Annotated in this window: 23 protein-coding genes and 2 pseudogenes; 11 read left to right on the plus strand and 14 right to left on the minus strand. The window is 72.7% G+C overall.

Annotation, left to right across the window (positions count from 1 at the left end):
* Positions 1 to 12: 12 nt before the first annotated feature.
* The gene (locus AOK22_RS15405; RefSeq protein WP_055699216.1) at positions 13 to 837 is read left to right on the plus strand and encodes a class I SAM-dependent methyltransferase; all 825 of its coding nucleotides are present in this window, start codon (positions 13 to 15) and stop codon (positions 835 to 837) included.
* A 77-nt stretch (positions 838 to 914) separates the two neighbouring features.
* Positions 915 to 1,073 carry a hypothetical protein gene (locus AOK22_RS41455; RefSeq protein WP_157872243.1) on the plus strand — a complete coding sequence of 53 codons (159 nt, stop codon included), beginning with the start codon at positions 915 to 917 and terminating at the stop codon, positions 1,071 to 1,073.
* A 92-nt stretch (positions 1,074 to 1,165) separates the two neighbouring features.
* Here AOK22_RS41455 and AOK22_RS15410 read toward each other — a convergent pair whose 3' ends face one another.
* Positions 1,166 to 1,699, minus strand: coding sequence for a hypothetical protein (locus AOK22_RS15410; RefSeq protein WP_141753757.1), 534 nt, complete (start codon positions 1,697 to 1,699; stop codon positions 1,166 to 1,168).
* Between the two features lie 335 nt (positions 1,700 to 2,034).
* Between AOK22_RS15410 and gad the strand changes: the two genes are divergently transcribed.
* Positions 2,035 to 3,354, plus strand: coding sequence for a glutamate decarboxylase (gene gad / locus AOK22_RS15415; protein WP_079036582.1), 1,320 nt, complete (start codon positions 2,035 to 2,037; stop codon positions 3,352 to 3,354).
* A gap of 75 nt (positions 3,355 to 3,429) precedes the next feature.
* Here gad and AOK22_RS15420 read toward each other — a convergent pair whose 3' ends face one another.
* From AOK22_RS15420 to AOK22_RS41460, 3 genes are all read right to left on the minus strand, one after another.
* Positions 3,430 to 4,185 carry a GAF and ANTAR domain-containing protein gene (locus AOK22_RS15420; protein WP_055699219.1) on the minus strand — a complete coding sequence of 252 codons (756 nt, stop codon included), beginning with the start codon at positions 4,183 to 4,185 and terminating at the stop codon, positions 3,430 to 3,432.
* Positions 4,182 to 4,940, minus strand: a complete 759-nt coding sequence (locus AOK22_RS15425; protein ID WP_055699220.1) for an ANTAR domain-containing protein — start codon at positions 4,938 to 4,940, stop codon at positions 4,182 to 4,184. The genes AOK22_RS15420 and AOK22_RS15425 overlap by 4 nt, the downstream gene beginning before the upstream one ends.
* 318 nt (positions 4,941 to 5,258) lie before the next feature.
* Positions 5,259 to 5,630 carry an isopenicillin N synthase family oxygenase gene (locus AOK22_RS41460; protein WP_055699221.1) on the minus strand — a complete coding sequence of 124 codons (372 nt, stop codon included), beginning with the start codon at positions 5,628 to 5,630 and terminating at the stop codon, positions 5,259 to 5,261.
* A gap of 36 nt (positions 5,631 to 5,666) precedes the next feature.
* Here AOK22_RS41460 and AOK22_RS41885 point away from each other — a divergent pair, with 36 nt between their 5' ends.
* The 6 genes from AOK22_RS41885 to AOK22_RS15460 are packed head-to-tail and all read left to right on the plus strand — an operon-like array spanning position 5,667 to position 12,420.
* Positions 5,667 to 5,915, plus strand: a complete 249-nt coding sequence (locus AOK22_RS41885) for a hypothetical protein (protein WP_167357847.1) — start codon at positions 5,667 to 5,669, stop codon at positions 5,913 to 5,915.
* Positions 5,916 to 5,967: 52 nt separating this feature from the next.
* Positions 5,968 to 6,570 (plus strand): chemotaxis protein CheB, encoded by a 603-nt coding sequence (locus AOK22_RS15440; protein WP_055699236.1) that lies wholly within the window; start codon positions 5,968 to 5,970, stop codon positions 6,568 to 6,570.
* Positions 6,567 to 8,429 carry a CheR family methyltransferase gene (locus AOK22_RS15445; protein ID WP_055699223.1) on the plus strand — a complete coding sequence of 621 codons (1,863 nt, stop codon included), beginning with the start codon at positions 6,567 to 6,569 and terminating at the stop codon, positions 8,427 to 8,429. The genes AOK22_RS15440 and AOK22_RS15445 overlap by 4 nt, the downstream gene beginning before the upstream one ends.
* A 28-nt stretch (positions 8,430 to 8,457) precedes the next feature.
* Complete coding sequence (locus AOK22_RS15450; protein ID WP_055699224.1) at positions 8,458 to 9,324, plus strand: hypothetical protein; 867 nt, start codon at positions 8,458 to 8,460, stop codon at positions 9,322 to 9,324.
* Between the two features lie 39 nt (positions 9,325 to 9,363).
* A complete protein-coding gene (locus tag AOK22_RS15455) occupies positions 9,364 to 10,110 on the plus strand; it encodes an ANTAR domain-containing protein (protein ID WP_055699225.1) in 747 nt (248 codons plus the stop codon).
* 36 nt (positions 10,111 to 10,146) lie between these two features.
* Positions 10,147 to 12,420 (plus strand): phosphoinositide-specific phospholipase C-related protein, encoded by a 2,274-nt coding sequence (locus tag AOK22_RS15460; protein ID WP_237773213.1) that lies wholly within the window; start codon positions 10,147 to 10,149, stop codon positions 12,418 to 12,420.
* 48 nt (positions 12,421 to 12,468) lie between these two features.
* On the opposite strand, the gene AOK22_RS15465 is transcribed toward AOK22_RS15460, so the two are convergent.
* Positions 12,469 to 13,017 carry a hypothetical protein gene (locus AOK22_RS15465; RefSeq protein ID WP_141753756.1) on the minus strand — a complete coding sequence of 183 codons (549 nt, stop codon included), beginning with the start codon at positions 13,015 to 13,017 and terminating at the stop codon, positions 12,469 to 12,471.
* A 68-nt stretch (positions 13,018 to 13,085) separates the two neighbouring features.
* Entirely contained in the window at positions 13,086 to 13,532 is a 447-nt protein-coding gene (locus AOK22_RS15470) for a DoxX family membrane protein (protein WP_055699227.1), read from the minus strand.
* A 173-nt stretch (positions 13,533 to 13,705) separates the two neighbouring features.
* On the opposite strand from AOK22_RS15470, the gene AOK22_RS15475 reads away from it, so the two are divergent.
* Together AOK22_RS15475 and AOK22_RS15480 are read left to right on the plus strand one after the other, a co-directional pair.
* Positions 13,706 to 14,923 carry an amidohydrolase family protein gene (locus AOK22_RS15475; protein ID WP_055699228.1) on the plus strand — a complete coding sequence of 406 codons (1,218 nt, stop codon included), beginning with the start codon at positions 13,706 to 13,708 and terminating at the stop codon, positions 14,921 to 14,923.
* Positions 14,924 to 14,980: 57 nt separating this feature from the next.
* On the plus strand, positions 14,981 to 15,934 hold the full coding sequence (locus AOK22_RS15480; RefSeq protein ID WP_107101941.1) for an FkbM family methyltransferase: 954 nt from the start codon (positions 14,981 to 14,983) through the stop codon (positions 15,932 to 15,934).
* 69 nt (positions 15,935 to 16,003) lie between these two features.
* Here AOK22_RS15480 and AOK22_RS15485 read toward each other — a convergent pair whose 3' ends face one another.
* The 8 genes and pseudogenes from AOK22_RS15485 to AOK22_RS42730 all read right to left on the minus strand — a co-directional run.
* Complete coding sequence (locus AOK22_RS15485) at positions 16,004 to 16,783, minus strand: glycosyltransferase family 2 protein (RefSeq protein ID WP_055699229.1); 780 nt, start codon at positions 16,781 to 16,783, stop codon at positions 16,004 to 16,006.
* 575 nt (positions 16,784 to 17,358) lie between these two features.
* Entirely contained in the window at positions 17,359 to 21,414 is a 4,056-nt protein-coding gene (locus AOK22_RS15490; RefSeq protein WP_055699230.1) for an nSTAND1 domain-containing NTPase, read from the minus strand.
* 687 nt (positions 21,415 to 22,101) lie between these two features.
* Entirely contained in the window at positions 22,102 to 22,467 is a 366-nt protein-coding gene (locus AOK22_RS15495) for an STAS domain-containing protein (RefSeq protein ID WP_055699239.1), read from the minus strand.
* A 202-nt stretch (positions 22,468 to 22,669) separates the two neighbouring features.
* Positions 22,670 to 23,389 (minus strand): ANTAR domain-containing protein, encoded by a 720-nt coding sequence (locus tag AOK22_RS15500; protein ID WP_055699231.1) that lies wholly within the window; start codon positions 23,387 to 23,389, stop codon positions 22,670 to 22,672.
* Positions 23,390 to 23,465: 76 nt separating this feature from the next.
* Positions 23,466 to 24,209 (minus strand): GAF and ANTAR domain-containing protein, encoded by a 744-nt coding sequence (locus AOK22_RS15505; RefSeq protein ID WP_055699232.1) that lies wholly within the window; start codon positions 24,207 to 24,209, stop codon positions 23,466 to 23,468.
* Between the two features lie 65 nt (positions 24,210 to 24,274).
* Positions 24,275 to 25,714: a PP2C family protein-serine/threonine phosphatase gene (locus AOK22_RS15510; RefSeq protein ID WP_055699233.1), complete on the minus strand. Its 1,440-nt coding sequence runs from the start codon at positions 25,712 to 25,714 to the stop codon at positions 24,275 to 24,277.
* Between the two features lie 139 nt (positions 25,715 to 25,853).
* A pseudogene (locus AOK22_RS42725) lies at positions 25,854 to 26,016 on the minus strand (acyl-CoA desaturase); the annotation flags it as partial.
* Between the two features lie 3 nt (positions 26,017 to 26,019).
* A pseudogene (locus AOK22_RS42730) lies at positions 26,020 to 26,159 on the minus strand (acyl-CoA desaturase); the annotation flags it as partial.

Here is a 26,159-nt window from a genome sequence, read left to right on the forward strand (position 1 = left end):
TAACTTTCGACCATGTACTCCGCGACGCCCGCCGACTGGCGCGAGACCAACCGGAAGCGCTGGGACGAGCGCGTCCCGCTGCACCTCGCCAGCGACTACTACGACCTGGACGCCTTCCGCTCCGGCAAGGACGCCCTGCGTGACTTCGAGGTCGCCGAGGTCGGCGACGTACGCGGAAAGTCCCTGCTGCACCTCCAGTGCCACATCGGCCTGGACACCCTGTCCTGGGCGCGGCGCGGGGCCTCCCGCGTCGTCGGGCTCGACTTCTCCGAGCCCGCCGTCGAGGCGGCCCAGGAGATCGCCGCCGGGCTCGGCCTCACCCCGGAGCAGGCCACCTTCGTCGCCGCCGACGTGTACGACGCGGCGCAGGCGGTCCCCGACTCCTCGTACGACATCGTCTACACCGGCGTGGGCGCGCTCGGCTGGCTGCCCGACATCCAGCGCTGGGCCGAGACCGCCGCCTCGCTCGTCGCGCCCGGCGGCTTCCTCTACCTCGCCGAGTTCCATCCGCTCACCGACGTCCTGGACGACGCCACGGGCTCGCGGATCGAGCACGACTACTTCGCGCGCGACGCCTGGATCGACGACGCCCCCGGCGGATACGCGGACACCACCACCCCCACCGTCCACAACCGCACCGTCGAGTGGCAGCACCCCATCGGCGACGTCGTCTCCGCGCTCGCCGCCGCGGGCCTGCGCATCGACTTCCTGCGCGAGCACGACAAGACCCTCTTCGCCCGCTTCGGCGCGCTCGAACTCCGCGACGGCACGTACCGGTTCCCCGCCGACCGCCCGCGCATCCCGCTCATGTACTCGCTGCGGGCGAGCCGCGTCTGAGCCCTCTCCGGATGCCGATCCGCGAGGGGCGGGGGACAGTGGTGGGGTCCGCTCCGACGCGAGGAGGAGAGCCCGTCATGGCCAAGTCCCACGATCCGCGAGAGCAGTCCCAGCAGGCCAGGAACGCCGCCGCCGAGGCCCGCGCCAAGCAGGCCAAACGGCCCGTGGAGTCGATCTCCGCGAAGACGCGCGGCATGCAGCAGAAGGCGCAGGCCCGACGGCAGGGCAACCGCTGAGCCCTGCCGAGTCCCCCGCCGGCCCTGCTGAACCCCGCGGCGCGGGCGTCACAGGGCACGACGGCGTCACATGAGCCGCGTCCGCGTCCGCGTCACGGCAGCGGGGACGGCGGGCGCAGCCAGCCCTCGCGGTTCTCGGCGAGGTCGCCCAGCTTCTGCCAGTCCCAGGCCCGCAGCACCGCCCGCGCCTGGTCGTCGTCCCGCCCGATGACGGCGACGACGACGTCGGAGGTGTGCCGGGTGAGGAGCAGCGTCCGCAGCCGTGTGGCGACGCCCTTCCTGCGCTCGGCGGGCACCACCATGAGCTCCTTCAGCAGGAACACCTGCCCCGACGCGGTCTGTTCCTCGACCTCCTTGGGCAGGATGCCGCGGAACCCCTCCCACCACTCGCCGGTGCGCGCGGCGCGGTAGCCGTAGAGGCAGCCGGCCAGAGCGGGCGAGTCCGCGACGACCATGTCGAAGTCGGGCTGCTGCACGTCGCGTTCGAAACGATCCAGAAACCCCTGCCGGTCGTGGTACTCGGCGCCGGACAGGCGCCGATAGGCCTCTACGTAGAGGTCCGCGACGGCCTCACGCTGCTGCTCGGCCTGCCAACGGCTCAGCCGCCGCAAGAACACCCCTGTCATCTGTGTCTCCCGCCCCGCCCCACTGAGGACGACTCCCCACCGAGGACGACTCCCCGCACATCCTGGACTCCGCATGGTGGCAGCACCGACCTGTGAGCGGAACGGGGCGTCGGAGGGCGGCCGGGGTACGGCGGCCCGGTGGGGACCCCCGGCGCGTTGTCGGCCCGCGTCGGGGCTCCGTGGTGAATCGATGACGGCCGGATCGGAGACAGCGCTCCCGCGTCTCTGAGAAGGTGGTGGTCCGATTGCTTCCGCTTTGAGGTGAAAGGATCGCCGTCGTGGGGCTGCATGAGGTGTCCAGCGAGACCCGTCAGGCGTACGAAGACGTCTACAGCATGCCGATCAGCACACGGAGGCTGCCCGCGCTCAAGGTCCCGGAGCACAGCTCCGACCCGCGCGCGGTGGCCGCGGTCATCAAGGACGAGCTGACGCTCGACGGCAACTCGTCCCAGAACCTCGCCACGTTCTGCACCACCTGGGCCGAGCCCGAGGTCCACCAGCTCATGGACCTGTGCCTGGACAAGAACATGATCGACAAGGACGAGTACCCGCAGACCGCGGAGATCGAGTCCCGCTGTGTGCACATGCTCGCCGACCTGTGGAACTCCCCCGAGCAGGAGACCACCATGGGCTGTTCCACCACCGGGTCCAGCGAGGCCGGCATGCTCGGCGGCCTCGCGCTCAAGTGGCGCTGGCGGGCCGCCCGCAGGGCCGCGGGCAAGCCGGCCGACCGGCCCAACCTCGTCTGCGGCCCGGTCCAGGTGTGCTGGGAGAAGTTCGCCCGCTACTTCGACGTCGAGCTGCGCCAGGTCCCGCTGGAGCCCGGCGCCACCGGCCTGCGCCCCCACCAGCTGCGCGAGTACGTCGACGAGAACACCATCGGCGTCGTCGCCATCCTCGGCGTCACCTTCACCTGCGACTACGAACCCGTCGCCGAGATCGCCGCCGAACTCGACGCCATCCAGGCGGACACCGGGCACGACGTGCCGATCCACGTGGACGCGGCCAGCGGCGGCTTCGTCGCGCCCTTCCTCCAGCCCGAGCTGGTCTGGGACTTCCGCGTGAAGCGGGTCGTCTCCATCAACTCCTCCGGCCACAAGTACGGCATGGCCCCGCTCGGCGTCGGCTGGATCGTCTGGCGCTCGGCCGACGACCTCCCCGAGGACCTCGTCTTCCGCGTCGACTACCTCGGCGGCGACATGCCCACCTTCGCCCTCAACTTCTCCCGCCCCGGCGGCGAGATCGTCGCGCAGTACTACACGCTGCTGCGCCTCGGCCGCGAGGGCTACCGCAAGGTGTACGAGGCGTGCGCGGCCAGTGCCCGCGCGCTGGCCGCCGAGATCGAGCGGATGGGCCCCTTCACGCTGCTCTACGACGGCCGTGGCGCGCTGCCCGCCGTCTCCTGGACGCTCACCGACCCCACCAAGGGGTTCACGCTCTACGACCTCACCGAGCAGCTGCGCACCCGAGGCTGGCAGGTGCCCGCGTATCCGCTGCCGCCCGAGCGCCACGAGACCGTGATCCAGCGGGTCCTGGTCCGGCACGGCATCGGCCACGACAAGATCATGCTGCTCGCCCGGGATCTGCGGGCGGCCGTGGAGCGGCTGTCGGGCGGGACGACCGGGGCGCCGGACACGCCGGGGTTCCATCACTGAGGATCACCCGGCACGCCGGGGTTCCCTCACCGAGGGGGATCCGCCGTCCTTCGCCGGTGGCGGGGCACCGTCCCGTCACCGGCCGGCGTGCGGCTCCGGTGCGGGGATGGCCGAGACGTCGAAGCTGCCGTCGATGATCCGCCCGGCCAGCTCCGAGAGGTGCAGGCCCTGGGCGCGCGCATGGTGGCGGAACGCGTCGAACGCCTCGTCCGGCGTCGTCTGCCAGCGCTCGGCCAGGATCCCCTTGACCTGCTCGACGACCACCCGGCTGTCCAGCGCCGCCTGGAGCTGGGTGTTCTCCAGGTGCCCCCGCTCCAGCGTGTGCTGTTGCAGTATCGCGAGCGTGGCGACGTCCGCGAACGCCTGGGCGAGCGCGAGGTCCTCCTCGCGCAGCGGGCGGTCGGCGCTCTGGAAGAGGTTGAGCGCGCCCACGACCCGCTTGCGCAGCCGCAGCGGGATCGCGTGCGTCGTGACGTACCCGGTGGCGAGGGCGCGCTCGGTGAAGCCGGGCCAGCGGGTCAGGGATTCAGGGGCGGTCAGGTCGATGTTGGGTCCGGCCTCCCCGCTGCGGTAGCACTCGGCGCAGGGGCCGCGGTCGTGCTGCAGGGCGAGGAGGTCCAGGAGCCGGGCGTGCTCGTCGGACGCCGCCATGATCTGCAGCTCTTCGTTGGCGTCGGCGAGCATGATGCCGGCGGCCGAGACACCGAGAAGTTCCACGCTCCGGGTGGCCAGCCGCTGCAGCAGGTCCAGCACGTCGTAGTCGTCGAGAAGCGTGCTCGCCACCTCGACGAAGACTTGCGCGAGACGCTGTTCGCGGGCCAAGTCGATCATCCCTCTCCACTGTCCTTCGAATACGGCCCGTACATATCGTCGCTGAAGCGGAGCCGCCTGGCGACCACGTCCTCCGCCACGGACCCGAGCGTGCGCTCACTGGCATACGCGTATGCGCGCAGCCGCACAAGTGCCTCCGTCAGCGTCACGCCCAGCTGGACGCTGACCATGCCGGTCGCCTGGTGCACCACGGCCCGGCCCAGCTCCTTCGGCTGGCCGATGAGCACGGTCGTGCCCGCGCCGCCCTGACCGCCGTCCTGACCGAGGCCCGTTGCCGGGCCGCGGTCGCCGTTCAGGAAGGCGCTCGTGAGCGCGGCGGTCAGCGCGGCGGCGTCGTCGTACTGCTGCTGCGACAGCCCGCTCGGCGCCGAGCAGAGCACGGTCAGCACGCCGAGGCGGATCGCGCCGATCCCCAGCGGGAAGCAGCACACGCCCGATACGCCCAGCTCGCGGGCCGCGGGCAGGAAGACGGGCCACCGTCCGGGCCGCACCTTCGCCAGGTCCGGTTCGAGCACGGGCGCGCCCGTCCGTACGGCGTCGAGTCCCGGCCCCTCGCCCAGGGTGAACTGGAGCTCCTCCAGCCGCACGCTCATCTCGGGGAAGCACCAGATGGGCTCCGCCACACGGCCGTTGCCGACCAGCAGGGACACCGCGAATCCGGCGGCGTCGAGGGCCCGCGCGGCGTCCTCGGCCAGGTGCTCGGCCGCACCGAGGCGCAGCGAGCGCAGGACGCCGGCCATGCCGTCGCTGATCACCGCTCTCCGTTTCGCTGTGCCTGCGCGCCGTGCCGGGCGGCAGCCCGTCAGTGGCGCACAGTAGGCGATCCCGGCCGATCGGGGCGGCGTCTCCGTCACGTCACCATCGATACGGACCGTGCTTCTGTGCGCGGGGCCTCTGCAGCGTGGAACGAGCCGGACAGGGACAGCCGGATACGGAGAGCGCCAGGGTCAGGGGCGCCCGCACGGGCAGCGTACTGCGTGAAGGACTTGTGTACGAGCGGACGACGGGCCGTGACACGGGCGGCTGTTGCCGTGCGGCCGCCGCCGCGTCGCTTCGCGGTCCCTTGCCGGTCCCTACTCCGTGGCCCGGATGGCGGCCATCTTGCTCTCGAAGTACTCGCCGGCCCGGACGGGGGCGTACGACCTGCGGCCGAGCGGTGCCGGGAGGGACTCGACCGTCGTGCCGGGCGCGCAGGAGTGGAAGTACACCAGCGAGGTGAGTTCCTCGTGCGGGGCGTCCGGGGGCGGGGGCAGCACGCGGTGCCGGCCCGAGCGCCAGCGGTCGCCGCTCCAACGTGCCATCAGGTCGCCGATGTTGAGCGTGAAGTCCCAGTGGGGGGTGGCCGTGTGCCGGGTGAACAGGTCGTCCGGGCCGCCGAGCGCCGTCGCCATGACGGTGAGGAGGGTGTCGGCCAGATGGCGCATCCGGTCGGTGTACTCCGTCACGAGCGGGTGCAGGGCGGGGACTTCGGTGGGCCAGCGGTGGGGGAGACGGGCGTCACCGACGGCACGGGCCGACCAGACCTCCAGGAGGTCGGGCGCCGTGTCCCTGTCCCTGCCTCCGTCCCCGTCCCCTCCCTCGGACCGCCCGGCGCCAGCGGGATCTTCCGCGACCCGGCGGCGTTGTACGACTACATCGACCGCCGCATCGGCGCGCTCCCCGGAATCCAGGGCGTCCAGACCGCGCCCACCCTCCGCGAGGTCAAACGCGTGGCCCCCGCCGTGCGGTGAGGAGGGGAGCACGCCGCCTTGCCGTGTGCGACTCCTCGGTTACGCTCGCCCCGTGACGGCAGAAGAGCTCCAGGCCGACCCCTACGCCATCGTCGCGGTCGCCTCCTCCGCGGGAGGCATCAACGGTCTCGTGAAGCTGCTCGGCGGCTTCGACGCGGCCCTTCCAGTGCCGGTGCTGGTCGTGCAGCATCTCGACCCGCGCCACCGGACCGTGCTCGCCGAGATCCTCGACCGGCGCACTCCGCTGAGCGTCAAGCTCGCGGAGACCGGTGAGACCGCGAGGCCCGGCACCGTCTACCTCGCGCCCCCCGACCGGCACCTGCTGGTCGGCTCGGGCGGTGTCCTGAGCCTGTCGAGCAGCGAGCTCGTGCACTTCCTGCGGCCCTCCGCGGACCTGCTGTTCGAGTCGGTCGCGGGCGCCTACGGCCCGCAGGCCATCGCCTGCGTCCTGACGGGCACCGGGACCGATGGGGCCATGGGCGTCGACGCGGTGAGGTCGCGCGGCGGAACGGTGATCGCCCAGGACCCGGAGACGGCAGAATTCAGGGGCATGCCAGCGGCGGCGGTGGGTACGGGCTCAGTGGACTATGTTCTGCCTCTCGACGAGATCGCCGCGGTGATCAGTGGACTAGTCGAGACCAAGAGGCGATCATGAGCGAAACGCCGGACGTTGAACCGGATGAGGAGCTGGAGGAGCTGCTCGGCTTCCTGCGGGACGCGCGCGGATTCGACTTCACCGGCTACAAACGCTCGTCGCTGGGGCGGCGCATCCACAAGCGGATGGCCGACGTCGAGGCCACCACGTACGCGGACTACCGCGACCGGCTGGAGACGAACGCGGAGGAGTTCGGCCTCCTCTTCAACACCATCCTGATCAATGTCACCTCGATGTTCCGGGACACGGACGCGTGGACCTTCATGGAGCGCGAGGTCGTGCCCGAGGTCCTGGCGCAGGCGCAGCCCGACGAGGAGATCCGGGTCTGGAGCGCCGGCTGTTCCAGCGGCGAGGAGGCGTACTCGCTCGCGATCATGTTCGCCGAGGCGCTCGGCGAGGAGGAGGCGCTCCACCGCGTCAAGATCTACGGCACGGACGTCGACGAGGAGGCGCTGCGCACCGCCCGCTCCGGGCTGTACCCGGCCAAGGTGCTCGAACGTCTCGAACCCGAGCTGCGGGACCGCTACTTCGAGCCGAACGGCACTCAGTTCAGCTTCCGCTCGGACCTGCGCCGCCGGGTGATCTTCGGTCGGCACGACATCACCCGGGACGCCCCGATCTCGCGCCTGGACCTGCTGGTGTGCCGCAACACGCTGATGTATTTCAACGTGGAGGCGCAGACCCAGATCATCGACCGCTTCCACTTCGCGCTCCGCGAGGGAGGCTTCCTCTTCCTCGGCAAGGCGGAGATGCTCCTCAACGACGGGGACCGCTTCGAGGTCCTGAGCATGCGCCAGCGCGTCTTCCGCCGCCGCCCCGGCGAGGCCGCACCGCCCTACCACCCGGCCCCCATGAAGGGCCGGACCGCCTTCGGGCCCGAGATCGGGACGGCGGCCCGCCACCGCCAGCTGCGCGACCTCATCGCCGACTCGATCCCGTCGCCGACCGTGGCCGTGGACGCCGAAGGCCAGGTCGTACTGATCAACAGCAACGCACGCTCACAGTTCGGGCTCAGCGCGAACGACGTCGGACGTCCCTTCCAGGACCTGGAGATCTCCTACCGGCCGGTGGAGCTGCGGTCGCTGATCGAGCAGGCCGCGCACGAACGCCGCACCCTGCGGGTGAACGGCGCGCAGCGGCAGGTCGGTGAGGACGTGCAGTACTTCGACATCCTCATCCACCCCCTGATGAACTCCAACGGTCTGCCGGTGGCCACGAACATCACCTTCAACGACGTGACCGTGTCCACGCAGCTCAAGGCGGAGAACAAGCGGGTCCGCGAGGACCTGGAGACGGCGTACGAGGAACTCCAGTCGACCAACGAGGAGCTGGAGACCACGAATGAGGAACTCCAGTCCAGCATCGAGGAGCTGGAGACCACGAATGAGGAACTCCAGTCGACCAACGAGGAGTTGGAGACCACCAACGAGGAACTCCAGTCGGGAAACGAAGAGCTGGAGACCATGAACGAGGAGATGCGCGTCCGCTCCGAGGAGCTGGACGAGGCCCGTGCCTTCCTGGAGGCCGTGGTCGGCAGCATCGCGGCCGGAGTCGTGGTCCTCGACGCGGGAAAGCAGGTCAAGTGCTGGAACCGCGGCGCGGCCGACCTGTGGGGGCTGCGCGCGGACGAGACGGTCGGCGAGGCCTTCTTCGCCCTCGACTTCGGACTGCCCGCGGAGTCCCTCCAGCCGGTCATCCAGGAGTGCCTCGAAACCGGCAGGCGCACCGGTCCGGTGAACATTCCGGCCACCAACCGCCGTGGCAGGGCCATCTCTTGTGCGGTGGTGTGTACGCCGTTCGACGGTCACAACGGGGGAGTCGTCCTGCTGATGGAAGAACAGTCCGTAGCGGACCACTGACGCCCGTTTCCCGGCGTACGCTGAGGGGATGAGCCGGGGAGAGAACCCTGTGGGCGTGGCGGCGCTGGCCTGGCGCCGTGCCGCCGGCGCCCGCGAACGGGCGCGCCGTTCCGAGGACTCCGCCGAAGCCCAGGAACTCCTCGCCGCGCGCACGACGAGGGCGAAGATGCGCGACGTACATCTGAGCGTGGCCGCCTCGCACCGCAGGGTCGCGGCCCGGCACCTCTCCTCGGCCCGGCTCCAGGAGTCGTTCGCCCGCCGGCTGGCGGAGACGGCCCGGCGTCGCGACCCGCGCCCGCTCTTCATGACCGGCGTCGCCGAGGCGTGCGGCGTGCGCAGTGCCGCTCTCACCCTGGTGGGCCACGACCACGCGCAGCTGGCCGTGGCCGCTTCCGACGACACCTCCCGCGCCGCCCAGGAACTGGAGTTCATCCTGGAGGAGGGCCCGGTCAGGGACGCCATGGACCGGCGGGGCCCGATCGTCGCCACCGGTCCGTCCATGATCGAGACACGGTGGCCGGGCTACGGCCCGGAACTGGTCGGCCTCGGTCTGGAGTTCGTGCTCGCGGTGCCGCTGGAGGCCACGCGCGACCAGTGCCTCGGCGCCCTCACGCTGTACGAATCCCGTCCGCGGCCGATGGGGTACGGGGCCTGTGCCGAGGTCGCCGAGGCGCTGACCCACACGGTCCTGCTCGGCCCCGACCCGGAACCCGAGCTGTACGGGGGCACCGACCACCGGGACACCGTGCACCAGGCCGCGGGCGCCCACTCGGTGCGGATGGGCGGTTCCGTCCAGGACGCCCTGGCCGTCATCAAGGCGAGGGCCTTCGCCGAAGGGGTGTCCACGGAGGCCATCGCCCAGCGGGTCCTCGCGGACTCCGGCGAGCTGTTCTGACGGCTCCGGCCGACGCATCCAAGGGAAGAAGGCACGGGCGTGACGGCACCGGAACAGCGGATCGCGGACGCTTTCGTGTCCCTGGCGGGCGCGCGCCCGCCAGGGACCGCCGAGGGCGCGGGAGTCCTGGGCCTGCTGGCGCGGCACAGCGCCGGACTGCTCGACGGCTGTACGGCGGCAGCCGTGCGCGCGCGGGCCCCGGACGGGGTCGAGGCGGCGGGCTCGGAGCCCGCGGTGTGCCGGCTGGAACTGGCCGCGGCCGGCTGGCAGGAGGGCCCGGGGCACGACTGCGAGACCACCGACTCACCGGTGCGGCCGACCGATCTGACCGCACCGGTGGTCCGCGCGCGCTGGCCCCGGTACGCGGCCGGGGCCGCGGCCCTGGGGCATCGCTGGGCCACCGCTCTGCCGCTGCGGACCGAGCCCGAGCCGTCCGCGGGCGCCCTGACCCTCCTCGGCCCGGCGCGGCCCGGCCCGGGTGCCCTGGCCCTCGGCCAGTCCCTCGCGGACGCCGCGGCCCTCAGCCTGGAGCACGGCCGCAGGCTCCGTGCGAACAGTGTCCTGGTCGGCCAGCTGGAACAGGCCCTGGCCAGCAGGGTCTTCATCGAGCAGGCGAAGGGGGTGCTCTCCGTCCGGCTCGCCCTCCCGCCCGACCTCGCCTTCACCGTGCTGCGCGACCACGCGCGCGCCACGCGACGGCGTCTCAAGGACGTCGCCCAGGATGTCGTCAGCGGCCGTCTCACGCTCGGTGAGGAGAAGCCGGCCGGGCACCGGAGGCCCTCCTGACGTGCCGCCGCGCGCGAGCCGACGGATGATCGGTGCGTGAGCCCGACGGACGACCGGAGCGTGCGCGACGACGACGCCGGCGCCCCGGACCCGGTGCCGCCCGCCGGGCGCCGGGCCTGGGTGCCGCCGGTGGCCTGTGCCGTCCTGGCCCTGTCGGTGCTCGTCCTGGTGCTCGCCGGTACCGCCCGCAGCACGCTGCTCAACCGCGCGTACTACCAGAGCGTCCTGGACGAGCAGGACGCCTACGAACGGCTCTACGACGAGGTGCTCGTCGACCCGGCCACCACCCGCGTCACCCGTGATCTGCTCGGCCGGCTCCCGGTCCCGCAGGCGCAGGTGACGGCGAACCTGAAGAACGTGCTGCCGCCCGCCACCCTGCGCACCCTGGTGGACGAGCAGATCGGCCACGCCGTGGGCTATCTGCGCGGCGACGAGCCGAAGCTCGCGGTCACGGTCGACCTGGCACCCGTCCTGACCAACATCGGCGGCCTCGCCCAGATCTACCTGGGTGATCTGGTCGCCTCCGTGCAGGGCCGCGAGACGGCCGACTTCCCGGCGTTCACGCGCGAGCTGTCCGGGGCGCTCGGCGACATCGCGGCGGGCCGGCGCCCCGACTCGCTGCCCGAGCTGCGCCTGGACGCCGAGGGCGCCCGGCAGGCCACGGACTGGCTGCTGCGTCCGGTGCCCGAGAAGGAGCGGGCCGGCCTGCGCCCCCAGGTGCGGGCGGCCCTCGCGACCGGCGACGTGGCGTCCGCGCTGGCCGCCGTGGGCCCGTACGCGCTCGGCGACCGGCAGCGCGACGCCACCGGCGACCTGTCCGCCCTCACCGACGACGGGCACTGGAACGTGGTGCCCGACCTGGAGGCGGCGGGCGTCGACCTGGGCGCGGTCAAGCAGGCGCGGGCCTTCACACGCCTCACGCTGGGCGTGGTGCAGGGGGCGGCCGTCGTGCTGGGGCTCGCGGCCGTGGCCCTGCTCGCCTTCACCGGGCCGCCGTCGTGGCCCGCGCGGCTGCGCCGGGTGGGGACGGGGCTCGCGGCGGGCGGCGCCCTCGCGGGGCTCGTCCTGCTGTACGTGCGCGGGCAGGTGGACGGCCTGGTGGCGACGCCGCCCGCCACCTGGCCGCCGTCCCTGAACCGCCTCCTGGACGACCTCCAGCACGGTGCGGCCGACGCCCTGGTGGCCGTGGGGTTCGTCGCGGCGGCCCTGCCGCTGCTGGCGGGGCTGGTGCTGGTCGGCGGGGCGTTCGCGTACGACAGATGGCACGAGCGGGTGCGCGAGCGGCTGGCGGGGACGGCGCTGACGCGGCGTACGGCCGGCTGGTCGCCCCGGCGGCGGACCACCGTGGTGGGCGCGGTGGCGGGCACCGTGGTGGCCGCGGCGCTGGCGGGCGCGGTGCTGGCCCCGGCCGCCGCCGGCCGGGACCCCAGGGAGCTGTGCATGGGCTCGGCGGCCCTGTGCGCCAAGCGCTACGACGAGGTCGCCTTCCTCGCCACCCACAACTCGATGTCCACGACGGCGGACACGTTCATCGGACCGCTCCAGGACCCCGGCATCGAGGAGCAGTTGGAGGCGGGCGCGCGCGGTCTGCTCATCGACACCTACACCTGGGAGAAGCCCGACGAGGTCGCCGCACGCCTCCAACTGGCTGACTTCCCGCCCGCGTTGAAGAAGCAGATCACGGAGCTGATCGCCGCCGCCAACCCGCCGCGCCCCGGCCTGTGGCTGTGCCACGGCGTCTGCCGCGCGGGCGCGATCCCGCTGGTCGAGACCCTGAAGCGGATCGGCGCCTGGCTGGACGGCCACCCCGGTGAGGTGGTGACGCTGGTCGTCCAGGACGCCATCACCGGCGAGCAGACCGAGCGGGCGTTCCGCGAGGCGGGCCTGGCGCGGCTGCTCTTCACGCCGGACGCCGACCCGGACCGCCCCTGGCCCACCCTCGGCGAGATGGTGCGCACGGACCGCCGCCTGGTGGTCTTCGCCGAGCAGGCCGACGGCCCCGCGCGCTGGTACCGGAACTTCTACGCGTACGCCATGGAGACGCCGTTCGCGTTCCGCACGCCCGCGGAGATGTCCTGCGTGCCCCACCGGGGCGGCACGGGCAAGCGGCTGTTCCTGCTCAACCACTTCATCACCGACGCGGGCGGCAGCCGTCCGGACGCCGCCGAGGTCAACGCCCGGCGCTTCCTCCTCGACCGCGCGCACCGCTGCGAGCGCGAGCGCGGCCGGCCGGTGAACTTCGTCGCGGTCGACTTCGCCACGCTCGGCGACGCGCGGGGCGCGGTGGACGCGCTCAACAAGGAGCGCTGACCGGGGCGAGGCGCGCCCGGTGGGGTCGGCGAGGCGTGTCCGGTGCGGTCAGAGGTGCATCATCGACATCAGCTCGGGGCTGCGCATGCCCGTGGACACCTCGGGGAGCGGCTCGCCGCGCCGCAGCCAGCCCGCCCGTTCGGCGGCGGCGACGGCCGCTTCCTCGGCCTCGTCGGCGCGGGCGTTCAACTCCGCGCTCGCGCCCAGGTGTTCCTTGCCGGCGGCGTCCGAGGCGGCCTGCGACGCCTTGAGCGCGGCCTCGCAGGCCGCGACGGCGAGGTCGCCGGAGCCGTCGTGGAGCCTGCCCATCTGCGCGGCCTGGGCGGCGGACGCGGCGGCGTTGCGCGCGCAGCGGGAGTCCGCGGCCGGGTTGGGGGCGCTCTCGGCGAGCACGGCCAGCGCCTGCGCGGACACGCGGGCCGCGTGGGCGGCCTTCCAGGCGATGTTCCTGCCCTCGGCCTCCCGCGCCTCCTCCGTGTCCTGCTCCTCGGCGGCCGCCCGCTCGATGTACTGGCAGAGCGCGGCGGCGCGCACCGCCGCGCTCCTGGCCCGTGCCGCGTGACTCGCCCTGAGTGCGTCGTGGTTGCCTTCGCTCATGGCCATCTCCTCGTCGGGTGAGCGGCAGGGTGGCACGTCGGGGTCCAACAGAACAGGGACAGGGCGCCTCAGAAGAGGCCGAGCGCCGCGTCCAGCGACCAGGTCTGCCAGCTCGCCGCGAACAGGGCGACCACGGAGATCAGCGCCATCATGGCGTTCTGCCCCTGCTCGGCCCAGTCGTGGATCATCAGGACCAGGTAGATCAGGTTGAGCACGAGCCCGCCGACCAGCGCGACCGGCGTGAGGAACCCGAAGATCAGGCCGAGTCCGAGGGCCAGCTCCGCGTAGGCGACGACGTACGCCATGACGACGGGCCGGGGCTTGACCACGACGTCGAAGCCGCTGCGCACGGCGGACCACTTGTGCTTCTCGGCGACGCTCGCGGCCCAGCCGATCCCGCCCCCGCCGAACCACTCCTTCTTGTCCTTGTGCCGCCAGCTCTCCAGCCACCACAGGCCGAGCCCGATCCGGAGCACGGCCAGCCACTCGGCGCCGCCGAGCCACATCGTCTGCATCGAGAGCCTCCCAACGAATCTGACGAGTCGTCAGTTCACCGGATCCGCGGGGATCGCGCAAGGGGTCGAGTTCCGGGTGGGCGCTTGCCGAAGTCACGGTCGGCCCATAACCTCGATCTGATGGACCGTCAGATACGAGCCGGGGAAACCGGCAGGCAGTAGGGGGCACATCAGTGGTCAGCAGCGAGGACGGCACCAAGGAACTCCCCCGGGTCATCAGCGTGGACGACCACGTGATCGAGCCCGCGCACCTCTTCGAGAGGTGGCTCCCGAGCAAGTACCGCGACCGCGGACCGAAGCCCTTCACGGCGGGCATCGGCGAGTTGGCGTACATCGGCGGCAAGTACAAGTTCACGACGGATCCGGAAGGCCAGATCACCGACTGGTGGGAGTACGAGGGCGACCTCTTCCCGTACAAGCGGATCATCGCGGCCGTCGGCTTCTCGCGCGACGAGATGACCCTCGACGGCATCACCCGGGAGCAGATGCGGCGCGGCTGCTGGGACCCCAAGGCCCGCCTCGCGGACATGGACGTCAACCACGTCGAGGCCTCGCTCTGCTTCCCGACCTTCCCGCGCTTCTGCGGCCAGACCTTCGCCGAGGCGAAGGACAAGGAGGTCGGGCTCGCCTGCGTCCGGGCGTACAACGACTGGATGGTCGAGGAGTGGTGCGGCGACAGCGGCGGCCGGCTCATCCCGCTGTGCCTGATCCCGCTCTGGGACATCGACCTCGCCGTCGCCGAGATCAGGCGGAACGCCGTCCGGGGCGTGCGCGCGGTGACCTTCTCCGAGATCCCGACGTACCTGGGACTTCCGTCGATCCACTCCGGCTACTGGGACCCGTTCTTCGCGGCCTGCGAGGAGACCGGCACGGTCGTCAACATGCACATCGGCTCGTCGTCGCAGATGCCGGCCGCGTCACCCGACGCGCCCCCGGCCGTCCAGGCCTCGCTGAGCTTCAACAACGCGATGGCCTCGATGATGGACTTCCTCTTCTCCGGGGTCCTCGTGAAGTTCCCCCGCCTCAAACTCGCCTACAGCGAGGGCCAGATGGGATGGATCCCCTACGCCCTGGAGCGCGCCGACGACGTGTGGGAGGAGCACCGCGCCTGGGGCGGCGTCAAGGACCTGATCCCCGAGCCCCCGTCGACGTACTACTACCGGCAGATCTTCTGCTGCTTCTTCCGCGACAAGCACGGCGTCGACTCCATCGAGACCGTGGGCGTGGACAACGCGACCTTCGAGACGGACTATCCGCACGTCGACTCGACCTGGCCGCACACCAAGCAGGTGGCCCAGGAGCACGTGGGGCACCTCTCCGACGAGGTCGCGTACAAGCTGCTGCGCGGCAACGCGATCCGGATGCTCGACCTGCCCTTCGACCGGAACTGATCACTGGCCGGCACCCCGGCGTTATCGTTCGCCTGTTCCCTGCGGAGAGGCGGTCGGATGAGCAGGCCCACGTCGAGCGGCCCCACGAGCGCGACGAGCGACCCCACGACGGAGACCCTGGTCACGCTGGGCCGGGCCTATGTGCGACGGGCCCCGGGCACGCTGTTCAAGAGCGCGCTCGCGGCCCGCCTCCTCAACCCGCGGCTGCGGGACCACCCGCGACGGAGGGTCGTCGACGTGGAGTTCGGCGCACGCTTCGCCGTCGACACCCAGGACCTGATCCAGCGCTACCTGTATCTGTTCGGCGGCTGGGAGCCGCACATGACGCGGTGGCTGAGGACCCGGCTCGGCGCCGGGGACGTCTTCGTCGACGTCGGCGCCAACATCGGGGTGTTCGCCGTCCTCGGCTCCCGGCTGGTGGGCCCCGCGGGCCGGGTGGTCGCCGTCGAGGCCTCGCCGGACTTCCACCGGCGGCTGTTGCGCCATGCCGAACTCAACGGCTGCGACAACATACGCGCGGTCGACGCGGCGGTCTCGGACCGCAGGAAGAAGCTGACGTTCGTCCTCGCCAGCTCCCGCAACATGGGGGCGAACTCGATCGTTCCGTACGACGGTGATGCCGAGTCGACCTTCGAGCGCGAGGCGGTGCCGCTGGCCGAACTGCTCGACGCGGACGAGATCGCACGCGCCCGTGTCATCAAGATCGACGTGGAGGGCGCGGAGGGCGGGGTGATCCGCGGACTGCGGCCCGTCCTCGACCGGCTCCGCCCCGACGCGGAGATCGCCGTGGAGGTCACCCCCGAGCGCATGGCCCTGCTCGGCGACTCGGCCGACGAACTCCTCGCCACCATGCGGGAGTACGGCTTCCACACCTACCGGCTCGCCAACGACTACGCCCCCGAGGGCTACCCGCACGCCATGCGGCACCCCGCGGCGCCCGTGCGGTGGCGGGGGCCGGTCGTGGGGGAGACGGAGCTGGTCTTCTCGCGGGTGGACGCCGAGGTGCTGTGAGTTGAGTCGAGTCGAGCGGAGGGTCGGGTGCTACGGGGAGGAGCCGCGAGCTACGCGGCGGGGCCGTGGCTACGCGGCGGGGCCGGGCGGCACCGTGCCGCCCGGGTGGCGCCACTGGAGGTCGGCGAGCGCCCGCGCCCGCGCCGCGATCACCGCCATGCGGGCGGTCCGTTCGGCGCCGTCCGTGTGCGGGGCCTGGCCGGTGACCTGGCCCTCCCACTTGCGGTAGAAGAGGCCGACCTCCGACGAGAACCAGCCGCGGGCCACGGAGTTCAGCGCCAGCAGCAGCCCCGTGTCCTCGGACGCCGGCAGCGCCATCCAGCCACCGAGCGCCAGCAGCAGCTCGCGCCGCACGCACAGCGAGGCCGGGTGCACCTGCGCGAGGTGGTCGTGGGCCGCCCAGTGGCCGAGGACCGCGCCGCGCTCGACCGGCCCGTGCGCGGGGTCGCCGGGAAAGCCGACGGTCGAGCCGTCGGGCAGCAGGTCGAGCACGCGGGACGTGGTCCAGCCGAGCTCCGGGTCGCCCTCCAGGGCCGCGATGTCGCGGGCCAGCACGCCCGGCGCCAGCCGGTCGTCGGCGTCGAGGACCTTCACGTACTCCCCGTCCGCGCGCGCCAGCGCCATCGTGCGGGCGACCCCCGGGCCGCCGGGCCGGCCCTGCCGGAAGGAGACCCGCACGTCGTCCGGGACGTACGGCGCGACCCCGTCGGTCGTGCCGTCCTCCTGGACCAGCCAGCGCCACTCCCAGCCCGGGGGCAGCTCCTGGGCGCGCAGGGAGTCGTACGCGTCGGGCAGGAAGCCCGCCGCGGGCGCGTGCACGGCCGTGACGACGTCGATCCGCCGGGGCACGGCTCCACCACCTTTCCGGGGGTCGTCCGACCGTCGGACGCGGCTCAGGATACGACCCCGGACAGTTCAATGACTTGAAGGTCCGGGGCCGTTACCCCAGAGGCAATCCGGCGAAATCCAGGGTCCGTCCGTACGGAGATCGAGGGCCCGTCCGCCCGGAGATCCCGGCCGGAGATGCAAGGCCCGCCCGCACGAAGCATGGCCACACCACCCAGCTGCCCCGAAGATATTCGGCCGACCCGGGACAGAAGGGAACGCGGAGATCTCCATTGCCTGAATTCCGGCCACTCGACCCGCCGTATCGAATAACTTCTCGCCACGGGACACCTGTCCGGGCAGGGGTGGTTCTCGGCCACCGGGCCGCGCGGCCACGAAAAATGCCCGATCGCTGGCGACGGGGGATGCACCAGCGATCGGGCTGCGTCCAACAGTAACAAGGCCGCTCGTCCGAGGGGAATCAACTGCCGTATCGAATTGAGGAGTTGTGATCGGGATCACGCTCCGGAGCGCGGGATTCCGGGCTTGGGGCGACTTTGGCCGCACCTTGGCGTCACATTGGACACGCCGTGGAGCCGTTACCCCTCGCAGGGCGGCTCGTAGTCGAGACGGGGCAGATACTCGCGCCATTTCTCCCGGGTCAGAACACCCCGGGTGGTCGAGCAAACGCGGCTAATTGCCGCGTCGGTGTCCAGGTTCCACAGCCGGACCGTATCGGTGCCGCTGGACACCCCGAGCATGTGGCTTTGCGGGCTGAACGACAAAAAGCTGCCTGTCTTGGCGTTGGGACTCATCGACTCCCCGATGGCGGAGGCCTCCGAGGGCCGCCGGACGTCCCACAGCCGCACCTTGTTGTCGTTGCCGCCGCTCGCCAGCGCGTCCCCGTCCCGGCTGAACGTCAGCGACACGACCGCGTCCGTGTGCCCGGTGAGCGTGGGGCCGAACCGCGTGGCCCTGCGCGGGTCCGCGACGCTCCACAGCCGGACCGTGCCGTCGTCGCTGCCGCTGGCGAGGGTGTTGCCGTCGGGGCTGTAGGCGAGCACGTTGATCGCGCCGAGGTGCCCCTTCAGGGCGTCGCCGAGGGCCTTCGCGCGCCGCGGATCGCCCACGTCCCAGAGCCGTACGGTGCCGTCCGCGCTCCCGCTGGCCAGGGTGTGGCCGTCCGCGCTGAAGACCAGGGCGTTGATGTACCCCTTGTGACCGGCGAGCGGCGCGCCGAACGGGCGCGGGCGCGCCGGGTCGGCGACGTTCCACAACTGGATGGTGCGGTCCGTCTGCGCGGTCGCCAGCGTGCGCCCGTCCGCGCCGAACGCGAGCGCGTGCGAGCCCGCGAACCGTGTCCTGAGCGCGACCGGCGGCCCGTAGGCGACGGGGTGCGCGGGGTCCTCGACGTTCCACAGCTGCACCGCGCGATTGCCCGTCAGCATCGCGAGCGTGCGCCCGTCCGGCGAGAACACCAGCGCCCGCGCGTCCCCCTTGCCGGGCTCGATCGGCTTGCCCAGCGCCTCGGGCCGGTCGGGATCCGCCACGTTCCACAGCCGGACCCGCTCGTCGCGCGCGGCCGTGGCGAGCACCTTCCCGTCGGGGCGGAACCCGCCGATCCGGCCGAGCATGTCCGACGTCGGGATCGACCACAGGCGGACCTTGTTGTCGCCGCTGCCGGTGGCGAGCGTCCGTCCGTCGGGGCTGAACCCGAGGGCGTACATCTCCCCGCTGCTGCCCGCGAGCGGCTCGCCGACCTGCGAGGGACGCGCCGGATCGCGGACGTTCCACAGGCTCGCCGTGCTGTCCGCGCTGGCCGCCGCCAGCATCGTGCCGTCGGGGTTGTAGGCCACGGACCACACGGGCGCGGTGTGCTCGGCCAGCGGCGCGCCGAGCGCCTTCGCGTCCTTCGGGTCGCGCACGTCCCACAGCCGGATCGTCTCGTCCGAGCCGCCGCTGGCCAGCGTGCGGCCGTCGGGGTTGAAGGCGACGGAGTGCACCGTGCCGGAGTGACCCGTCAGCGGCTCGCCCACCGGCTCGGGACGGCGCGGATCGGCCGTGTTCCACAGCCGGATCGTGCCGTTGTCCCCGCCGGCGGCCAGCGTCCGCCCGTCCGGGCTGAACGCCACGGAGCGCACGGCCGCGGTGTGGCCGCGCAGCGTGTCGAGCCGCTCGGGCCTGCCCGTGTCCGTCACGTCCCACAGCCGGACGGTGTGGTCCTCGTTGGCGGAGGCCAGGGTGTGCCCGTCCGGGCTGAAGGCGAGCAGGTACGTGGTGCCGCCGTGGTTGGCCAAGGGCTCGCCCAGCGGCTTCGGGCGGCGCGGGTCGCGCACGTCCCACAGCCGGATCGTGCCGTCGTCGGACGCGCTGGCCAGCGTGGTGCCGTCCGGACTGAAGACCGCGCTGCTCACCCAACTGGTGTGGCCCGTGAGGGGCTTGCCCAGGGGCTTGGGGCGCGTGGGGTGCGTCACGTCCCACAGCCGGACCGTCCGGTCGTAGCTCGCGGTGGCGAGCAGCCGTCCGCTCGGGCTGAACGAGGTCAGGTAGACGGCTCCGGTGTGGCCGAGCAGCGGGGTGGCCAGCGGCGCGTTCACGATCGAGATCAGCCGGTTCTGCGTGGCCTCGTCGTCCGGCCGCAGGCGGTGTGCCACCAGGTCGAGCTGCGCGGACAGCGACGGGTCCGTGGTCTGCGCGCGGTCGGCCTCGGCGACCACTTGCTGGAAGACGGCGTCGTCCCGCTGCTGGCCCGCGACCACCGCGGAGACGACGGCCACGATCGACAGGACGACCAGGGCGGCCACCGCGCCGCGGGCGATCCAGACCGTACGCCGCCGCAGCCGCGCCGAGGCCGCGAGGAACTCCACGGCGGCCCGGGTCAGGAAGGTGTCCCCGGCTGACTTCGCCCAGGCGCGGGCCTGCTCCAGACGGGAGCCCCGGTAGAGCAGCGACGCGTCGCGGTCCGACTCCTCCCAGGCCCTGCCGTCCTCCTCCAGGCGCTGGCGCAGCAGATGGTCGTTGCGGTCCTCGTCGATCCAGTCGCGCAGCCTCGGCCAGGCGTGCAGCAGCGCCTCGTGCGTGATCTCCACGGTCTCCGCGTCGAGCGTCACGAGCCGCGCCCGGACCAGCGCCTCCAGCGACTCCTCGGTCTTGCGGGGGTCCGACGACTCCTCCGCCAGCTGGCGCCGCGTCCCTCTTCTGCGGGTGGCCTGGGTGTCCTCGCCGAGGCGGACGAGACGCAGCAGGAGCAGCCGTGCGGCGGAGCGCGCCGCCGGGTCGAGGCCGGACCAGGCGCGCTCGGCGGTCGCCGCGACCGCGCCCTGGATGCCGCCGGCCGCGCGGTAGCCGGCCAGCGTGAGCCGTCCGGTCTTGCGCCGCTGCCAGGTGGCGAGCAGGGCGTGCGACAGGAGCGGCAGCACGCCCGCGTCGTGCGCCCCGCGCGGCCCGTCCGTGCTCACCTCGCGGATGATCAGCTCCGCGAGACCGGGTTCGAGTTCGAGCCCGACGGCCTTGGCGGGGCCGGTCACCGCGTCGCGCAGCTCGGTGGAGGTCAGCGGTCCGAGCACCATGTGGCGGTGCTGGAGGGCGTCGGCGAGTTCGGGGTGGGCGAGGCACTGCTCGTAGAAGTCGGCGCGGATGCCGAGGACGACGCGGGCGGGGGCGCTGTCACCGGAGTCGCCCGCGTCCCCGGGCTCCCCGGGCGAGCACGCGGCGTGCAGCAGCCGGATGAACGTACGCCGCTCCGCCTCGTCCGAGCAGAGGGTGAACGTCTCCTCGAACTGGTCCACGATGACGACGGGCCGGGCACCGTCCGGCGCCTCCTGCCGCGCCCAGGCGGCGACGGCCTCCCGCACGGCGTGCGCGAACCGCGTGCCGCCGGCCCCGTCGGGGTCCACGTCCGACGCCGGTCCGGTGGCGGAGGCTGCGGAGAGGACGTGCTTGAGCTCGGGCATGTGCCGGACGAGCTCCATGAGGGGTTCGCCGCCGGGCACGAGCTGGAGCACGGGCCCGGCCGGAGCGTCCTCGTCCGCCTCGCTCAGCACCCCGTCCCGCAGCGCGGGCACGAGACCGGCGTTGAGGAGAGAGGACTTCCCCGCACCGGAAGCGCCCACGAGCATCACGAGCCCGCCCGACTCCTCGGTCGCGCGCAGCTGCTCGGCGAGGGCCCGCGTGCTGCGCTCGCGGCCGAAGAACCACCGGGCGTCCTCCTGGCGGTACGAGGCCAGCCCCCGGTAGGGGCACACGCCGGGGATGGCGGGGGGCTCGGCGGGCGCCCGCGTCTCGTCCTCGGCGGCCGACGCGGCGCGGTCGCCGGCCGGGTTGGCCACCGCGCGCTCCCACAGGAGCTGCCACTGGGCGATGTCGTACAGCCCCGCGGACACCGGCGAGGGCCGCTCGCGCCGGGCCTCGGGGATCAGGACATGGAGGACGGCGGCGAGTGCGGCGAACTGCGCGGGCACGTTCTTGGCCCGCCGCCAGTCGCTGATCCGCTGCGCGGAGACCCGTACGGGACGCCCGCGTTCGTCGATCCGCTGGAGCCGCACGACCGACTCGGCCACCCGCTGGAGAGGCGGATTCCCGGCCTCCTTGTAGAGCAGCGCGAGGCGCTCCGCGAAGGCCGTACGCGCTCCCGAGTCGGAACCCACGGCCTCCACCCCTCACTTCCGCCCCACCCGGACATCCGGACCGGAAAACTCACTTTATACGGCTGACCTGCGGATAAGCGGTCCGGATGACTCCGGAACCTCCTCGGGGAGAGCCACAGCTGGCAGGATCGCGACCAGTCGCCGACCGACCGCGCAGCGTCAGGGCAGGCCGACGGCCCGCTCCTCGGACGGGCCACCTGAGGCTTCGCGCGCGCTTGGCCGGCTTTCGCCGGACGGACGAAGTGGTGGCGGTGAACCCGCCACGTGAAACTCGCAAGAACCGTGAAGTCGGTCATCTCCGGACCACTTTCGCAAGGAACGCGGATCCGGACTCTTCACCGACCCGCGCCGATACGCCGACATGGCGCGGTTCGACAGCTGCCGCGTCGTTCGGCACCGGTCCCCACGAGGGGAGGGACCGGCGCCGAAACGACGCGGTACAGCACCTTCCCCGGCACGGGGCGACCACCCGATGAGCGGCACTCCCGACTGCTCCGGGTCCACCGGGTCCTCCGGGTCCTCCGGGTCCTCCGGGTCCTCCGGGTCCACCGTGCTCTCCCGGTCCTCCAGGTTCTCCATGACGATCGGGCCCCTCAGCGTCGTCGAGGGGCACACCCTCCTCTCCGCCCGCTGCCCCTGATCGACCACCACAAACCGCCGTGGCCCGCGCCCCCGGCGCGGGTGAGGTCGCGTCGGTCAGGCCGCTGCCTGGGGTGGTGTGGGCGCGGGCAGCCGGCTCAGGATGTCGAATCCCAGACGTAACCGTGGATGGGTGAGCAGGCGAAGGGTCGCGCGGCGCGTGCAGATCAGGCGCATCCGCCCGCGGCGGCCGCTGGTCCTCGATCGCGCGCGATCGAGGACCCGCACTCCGGCGCCGTCGATGAAGTCGACCGCGCGGAGGTCGATCAGCAGGTCGGTGTCGCCGCTACGGGTCAGGGCGTCGAGGCAGTCGGTGACGCCGGGCGCGGTGTGGATGTCGATTTCGCCGCACAGGGCCACCAGGATGCAGCCCGCGTAGGAGCGGACATCCCTGACACAGGTGGGCGCGGGAGGTGAGGTCATGACGACCCTCTCGAAGGCGGATGTCCCCGGGGGACCGGCAGCCAACGGGATCCGGGTCGGCATTCCAGAGGATGGCGGGTCGTGCCCGACTTCTGAGGGGTTCCGCCGAAGTGCTGCGCTCGTCCCCGCCCGGCTGCTATCCGGCGACGGGTTCGGACGCGCTGGAGGACGCGCTTCCCGGCAGCCGTCGCCACCGGATGCGTCAGGGCGTGACGTCCCCGTTGTCGTCCAGGCGCAGTCTGCGGGCCAGCACGTCACGGGCGACGTCCAGGAGGGGCCGGCCGTGGCTGAAGGCGTGGCCGCGCAGCCGGATGAGGGCGTGGTCGCAGTCGGTGTCCAGCTGGTCCGCGAGCATGCCGGTGGCCTGGTGGACCTCGGCGAAGTGGAGGCCGGGCTCGTCGAGCAGCGGAGTGTGGGGCAGCTCTTCCTGGGGGGTGGTGGCGAGGGTGATCCGGGCGATGGCGCCGGCCAGCCCGAAGGCGTCGGTGAGCTGGGCGGTGGACATCGGGCCGGGGCGGGTGCGATGACCGGTGAGGGCGCCGAGCGCGACGACCCCGACGCGCAGCGGGAAGGAGAACACCGCGCGGACGCCCAGCGCCTCGATGGAACCCGGCAGGCCGGGCCAGCGCTCGGTGGCGAACGTGGAGACGTCGGCCACGTCGGGCAGCAGCATCAGGGCCCCGTGGCGGGCGGCGTCCAGACTCGGACCCTGGCCCTGGACCTGCTGCAGGTCCTCCAGCGCGAGGGTGTGCTCACCGAAGGACTGCACCAGCTCGGCCTGGCCGCCTCTCGGGGCCAGGAGCAGGCCGAGGCCGTCCAGGCCCAGCACGTCGGCGAAGGCCGCGAAGGGGAGGGGAACCGGGCCGGGGCCGGTGTGGGAGCTGAGGGCGCGCAGGTAGTCGGCCATCACCGGACGGGTCACCGAAGCCGCCCCCCTTCGGGCGCGGTACGGATCGTCCGGTGGCCGGCCCACCGGTCGGCGCCGATGGGCCGGTGCTTCACCGATCGCGCCGGGGGAGAAGCGACACGTCGGCCGTGCCCTGCAGGACCTGGCGGGCGATCTCGGTGAGCCGCGTCTGGTGATCGCGTGCGTGGCGGCGCATGAGGGTGAACGCTTCCTCGACGCCGATGGCGCGGCGGTTCGCGAGGTACCCCTTGGCCTGCTCGATGACGACGCGGCTGTCCAGGGCGGCCTGCAGCTGTGCGGTCACCGTCATCTGCTCGCTCACGGCCCGCTGCTGCAGGACACCGATGGTGGCGGTGTCGGCGAGCGCCTGGGCCAGCCGCACCTGGGGGTCCTCCAGCGGTCCGGGCCGGTCCCGGAAGAGGTTCAGGGCCCCGATCACGTGGTCGTGCAAGCGGAGCGGCGCCGCCACGACCGAGGTGAAGCCGAGTTCCACGGCCCGCGGCGCGAACCGGGGCCAGCGCGTCGCGGCCGCTTGCGTCGCCAGCGGTACGTCAGAGACCTGTTCCCCGGTCCGGAAGCAGTCCCGGCAGGGGCCTTCGTCCCACTCGATGCTGGCCAGTTCCAGTCGGCGGGTGCGCTCGTCGGAGGCGGCGGCGTCCACGAGCCGGCCGCCGGGAGTGGCGAGCAGGACCCCGGCCGCCGCCACGTCCAGCAGCTCCACGCAGTGCTCGGCCAGAGTGTGCAGGAAACCGATGACGTCGAAGTCCTTTACCAAGGTGTCGGCGAGGTCGACGAACGCGGTCGCCAACTGCTCCTCACGCGGCAGTCCAGGCATGCCCCACCCACCTCCAAGAAGGATCCGGGGACACCTTCCCACAGATCGCCGTCTCCCCCCGCCACTCAGTCACGTCCCCCTCGTACCCGTCGTATGCCCTGACCGGGGAGGGGCACGCTGGTGTGGGTGGTGCCCGAGGCCCCGACGGGCGCGCCGCCGGCTTCCGGGGGCGTGGCGCTCAGCGCCAGGAGGGCCACGTCGTCCGCCGGGCCGTCGGGGAAGGTGGCCAGGAGCGTGGTGAGGTCGTCGATGATCGCGGCCGCGCCGGGCGCCGCGCTGGTGGCCGCGTGGTGGGCGAGGTGCGCGGCGAGGTTCTCCTCGTCGAACCGGCCGCCGTGGGAGGTGCGGGACGCGATGAGCCCGTCGCTGTACAGGAGCAGCGCCTCGCCCGGTGCCAGGCGCAACGTCCGGGAGACGAACGGCGCCTCGGCGAGTACGCCGAGGAGCATGCCGCCGGTCAGCTCCATCGGTTCCGCGCGGGGCCGCAGCCCGTCGAGGGCCGGACGCAGGTGGTACGCGGGAGGGTGGCCGCCCCCTGTCAGCGTGATGGCGAATCCGCCCGCGGGATCGGGTGCCAGGGTGCCGAGGACCAGGGTGCACAGGCGGACGTCGGCGGCCCGATCCGGCAACAGGGCCTTGTTCAGCGTCTCCAGGACGGTGCGCGGGTCGGTCTCCAGCGGTGCCGTGGCGCGCAGGGTGTCGCGGATCAGCGAGGTGAGCGCGGCCGCCGTCGTGCCTCGGCCGCTCACGTCACCGAGGCAGAACGCCCACCGGTCGGTGCCGAGCGGGAAGACGTCGTAGAAGTCGCCGCCGACGTCGTGGACGGACGCGGTCGTGTAGTGGCAGGCCGCCTGCAGGCCCGGCACCTGGGGCAGGGCCGGCGGCAGCAGGGTGCTCTGCAGGGCCGCGGCGAACTCGGCGGTGCGGGCCCGGTCCCGCTCGGCCCGGTCGCGTGCCGCGGTGGCGGCGTCGAGGAGTTCGCGTTCCCTGCGCAGGACGCGCAGCGCGGAGAGCCGCAGCTCCAGCTGGTCCATGACCAGCGCGGCCAGGTCGGTCAGGGCGGCGGCCCGCTCCCGTGTGATCCGGCGGGGCCGGACGTCCAGGACGTCGACCGCGCCGAGCCGGTGGCCGTCCGGCGTGGTGATGGGGGCGGCGGCGTAGAACCGGACACCGGCCGGGCCGGTCACCATCGGGTGCGCTCGGGCGCGGGGATCGCGGTGGGTGTCGCGGATGACCAAGGGAGCGTCGGAGAGGATCACCGAGGTGCTCAGGCACGCGTCCCGGCCGGCCTGGGTGACACGGTCGAGTCCGTACGCGGCCTTGAACCAGACCCGGTCGGTGTCGACGATCGTCACCGTCGCCATCGGCGCGCCGAAGAGGCGCGCGGCCAGCGCGGCGATCCGGTCGAACGCCCCGTCCGGCGGGGTGCCCAGGATGTCGTAGCGGCGTACCGCCTCGATGCGCCGCGCCTCCCGGTCCTGATCTCGCTCAGGGGGAAACTCCATGCGTCCCGTCCTGTACGTCGTGTTCCGGTCGCTCGGACAGCTGCGTACGGGCGTCGGCGTCCTCGTGCGAGCGTAGTCCCGGACCCTTCGGACCGGGAGGTCGTAAACCGCCCTCAAGTCCCCTGTAAAGGGCGGGAGTTCAGGAGCGGCGGGCGGCGATGCGGTCCGGGGTGGGCCAGCGCACGTCCCGTACCCAGCCGAGGCGTTCGAGGAGGCGGATGACGGCGGCGGAGGGGTCGATCTGGCCGCGTTCGACGCCGTGGCGGGCGCTGGTGGGGTCGGCGTGGTGGAGGTTGTGCCAGNNNCGGTGGCGGCGTGGACCCAGGTGCCGCCGATCGCCAGCCCGAGGAGGAAGGGGAGGGCCAGGGTGAGGGCGCACAGGGCCGGGAAGGCCCGGGAGACGGCGCGGATGTCGGGGTCGGCCAGCAGGTCGGGGGCGTAGCGC

This window comes from Streptomyces silaceus, assembly GCF_001419745.1.
In the GTDB taxonomy this organism is placed as follows: domain Bacteria; phylum Actinomycetota; class Actinomycetes; order Streptomycetales; family Streptomycetaceae; genus Streptomyces; species Streptomyces silaceus.

Bases quoted from the DNA above. Each gene is read 5' to 3' on its own strand.
- AOK22_RS15405 (WP_055699216.1), top strand. From the start codon at position 13: ATGTACTCCGCGACGCCCGCCGACTGGCGCGAGACCAACCGGAAGCGC.
- AOK22_RS41455 (WP_157872243.1), top strand. From the start codon at position 915: ATGGCCAAGTCCCACGATCCGCGAGAGCAGTCCCAGCAGGCCAGGAAC.
- AOK22_RS15410 (WP_141753757.1), bottom strand. From the start codon at position 1,699: ATGACAGGGGTGTTCTTGCGGCGGCTGAGCCGTTGGCAGGCCGAGCAG.
- gad (WP_079036582.1), top strand. From the start codon at position 2,035: ATGCCGATCAGCACACGGAGGCTGCCCGCGCTCAAGGTCCCGGAGCAC.
- AOK22_RS15420 (WP_055699219.1), bottom strand. From the start codon at position 4,185: ATGATCGACTTGGCCCGCGAACAGCGTCTCGCGCAAGTCTTCGTCGAG.
- AOK22_RS15445 (WP_055699223.1), top strand. From the start codon at position 6,567: ATGAGCGAAACGCCGGACGTTGAACCGGATGAGGAGCTGGAGGAGCTG.
- AOK22_RS15450 (WP_055699224.1), top strand. From the start codon at position 8,458: ATGAGCCGGGGAGAGAACCCTGTGGGCGTGGCGGCGCTGGCCTGGCGC.
- AOK22_RS15465 (WP_141753756.1), bottom strand. From the start codon at position 13,017: ATGAGCGAAGGCAACCACGACGCACTCAGGGCGAGTCACGCGGCACGG.
- AOK22_RS15470 (WP_055699227.1), bottom strand. From the start codon at position 13,532: ATGCAGACGATGTGGCTCGGCGGCGCCGAGTGGCTGGCCGTGCTCCGG.
- AOK22_RS15480 (WP_107101941.1), top strand. From the start codon at position 14,981: ATGAGCAGGCCCACGTCGAGCGGCCCCACGAGCGCGACGAGCGACCCC.
- AOK22_RS15495 (WP_055699239.1), bottom strand. From the start codon at position 22,467: ATGACCTCACCTCCCGCGCCCACCTGTGTCAGGGATGTCCGCTCCTAC.
- AOK22_RS15505 (WP_055699232.1), bottom strand. From the start codon at position 24,209: ATGCCTGGACTGCCGCGTGAGGAGCAGTTGGCGACCGCGTTCGTCGAC.
- AOK22_RS15510 (WP_055699233.1), bottom strand. From the start codon at position 25,714: ATGGAGTTTCCCCCTGAGCGAGATCAGGACCGGGAGGCGCGGCGCATC.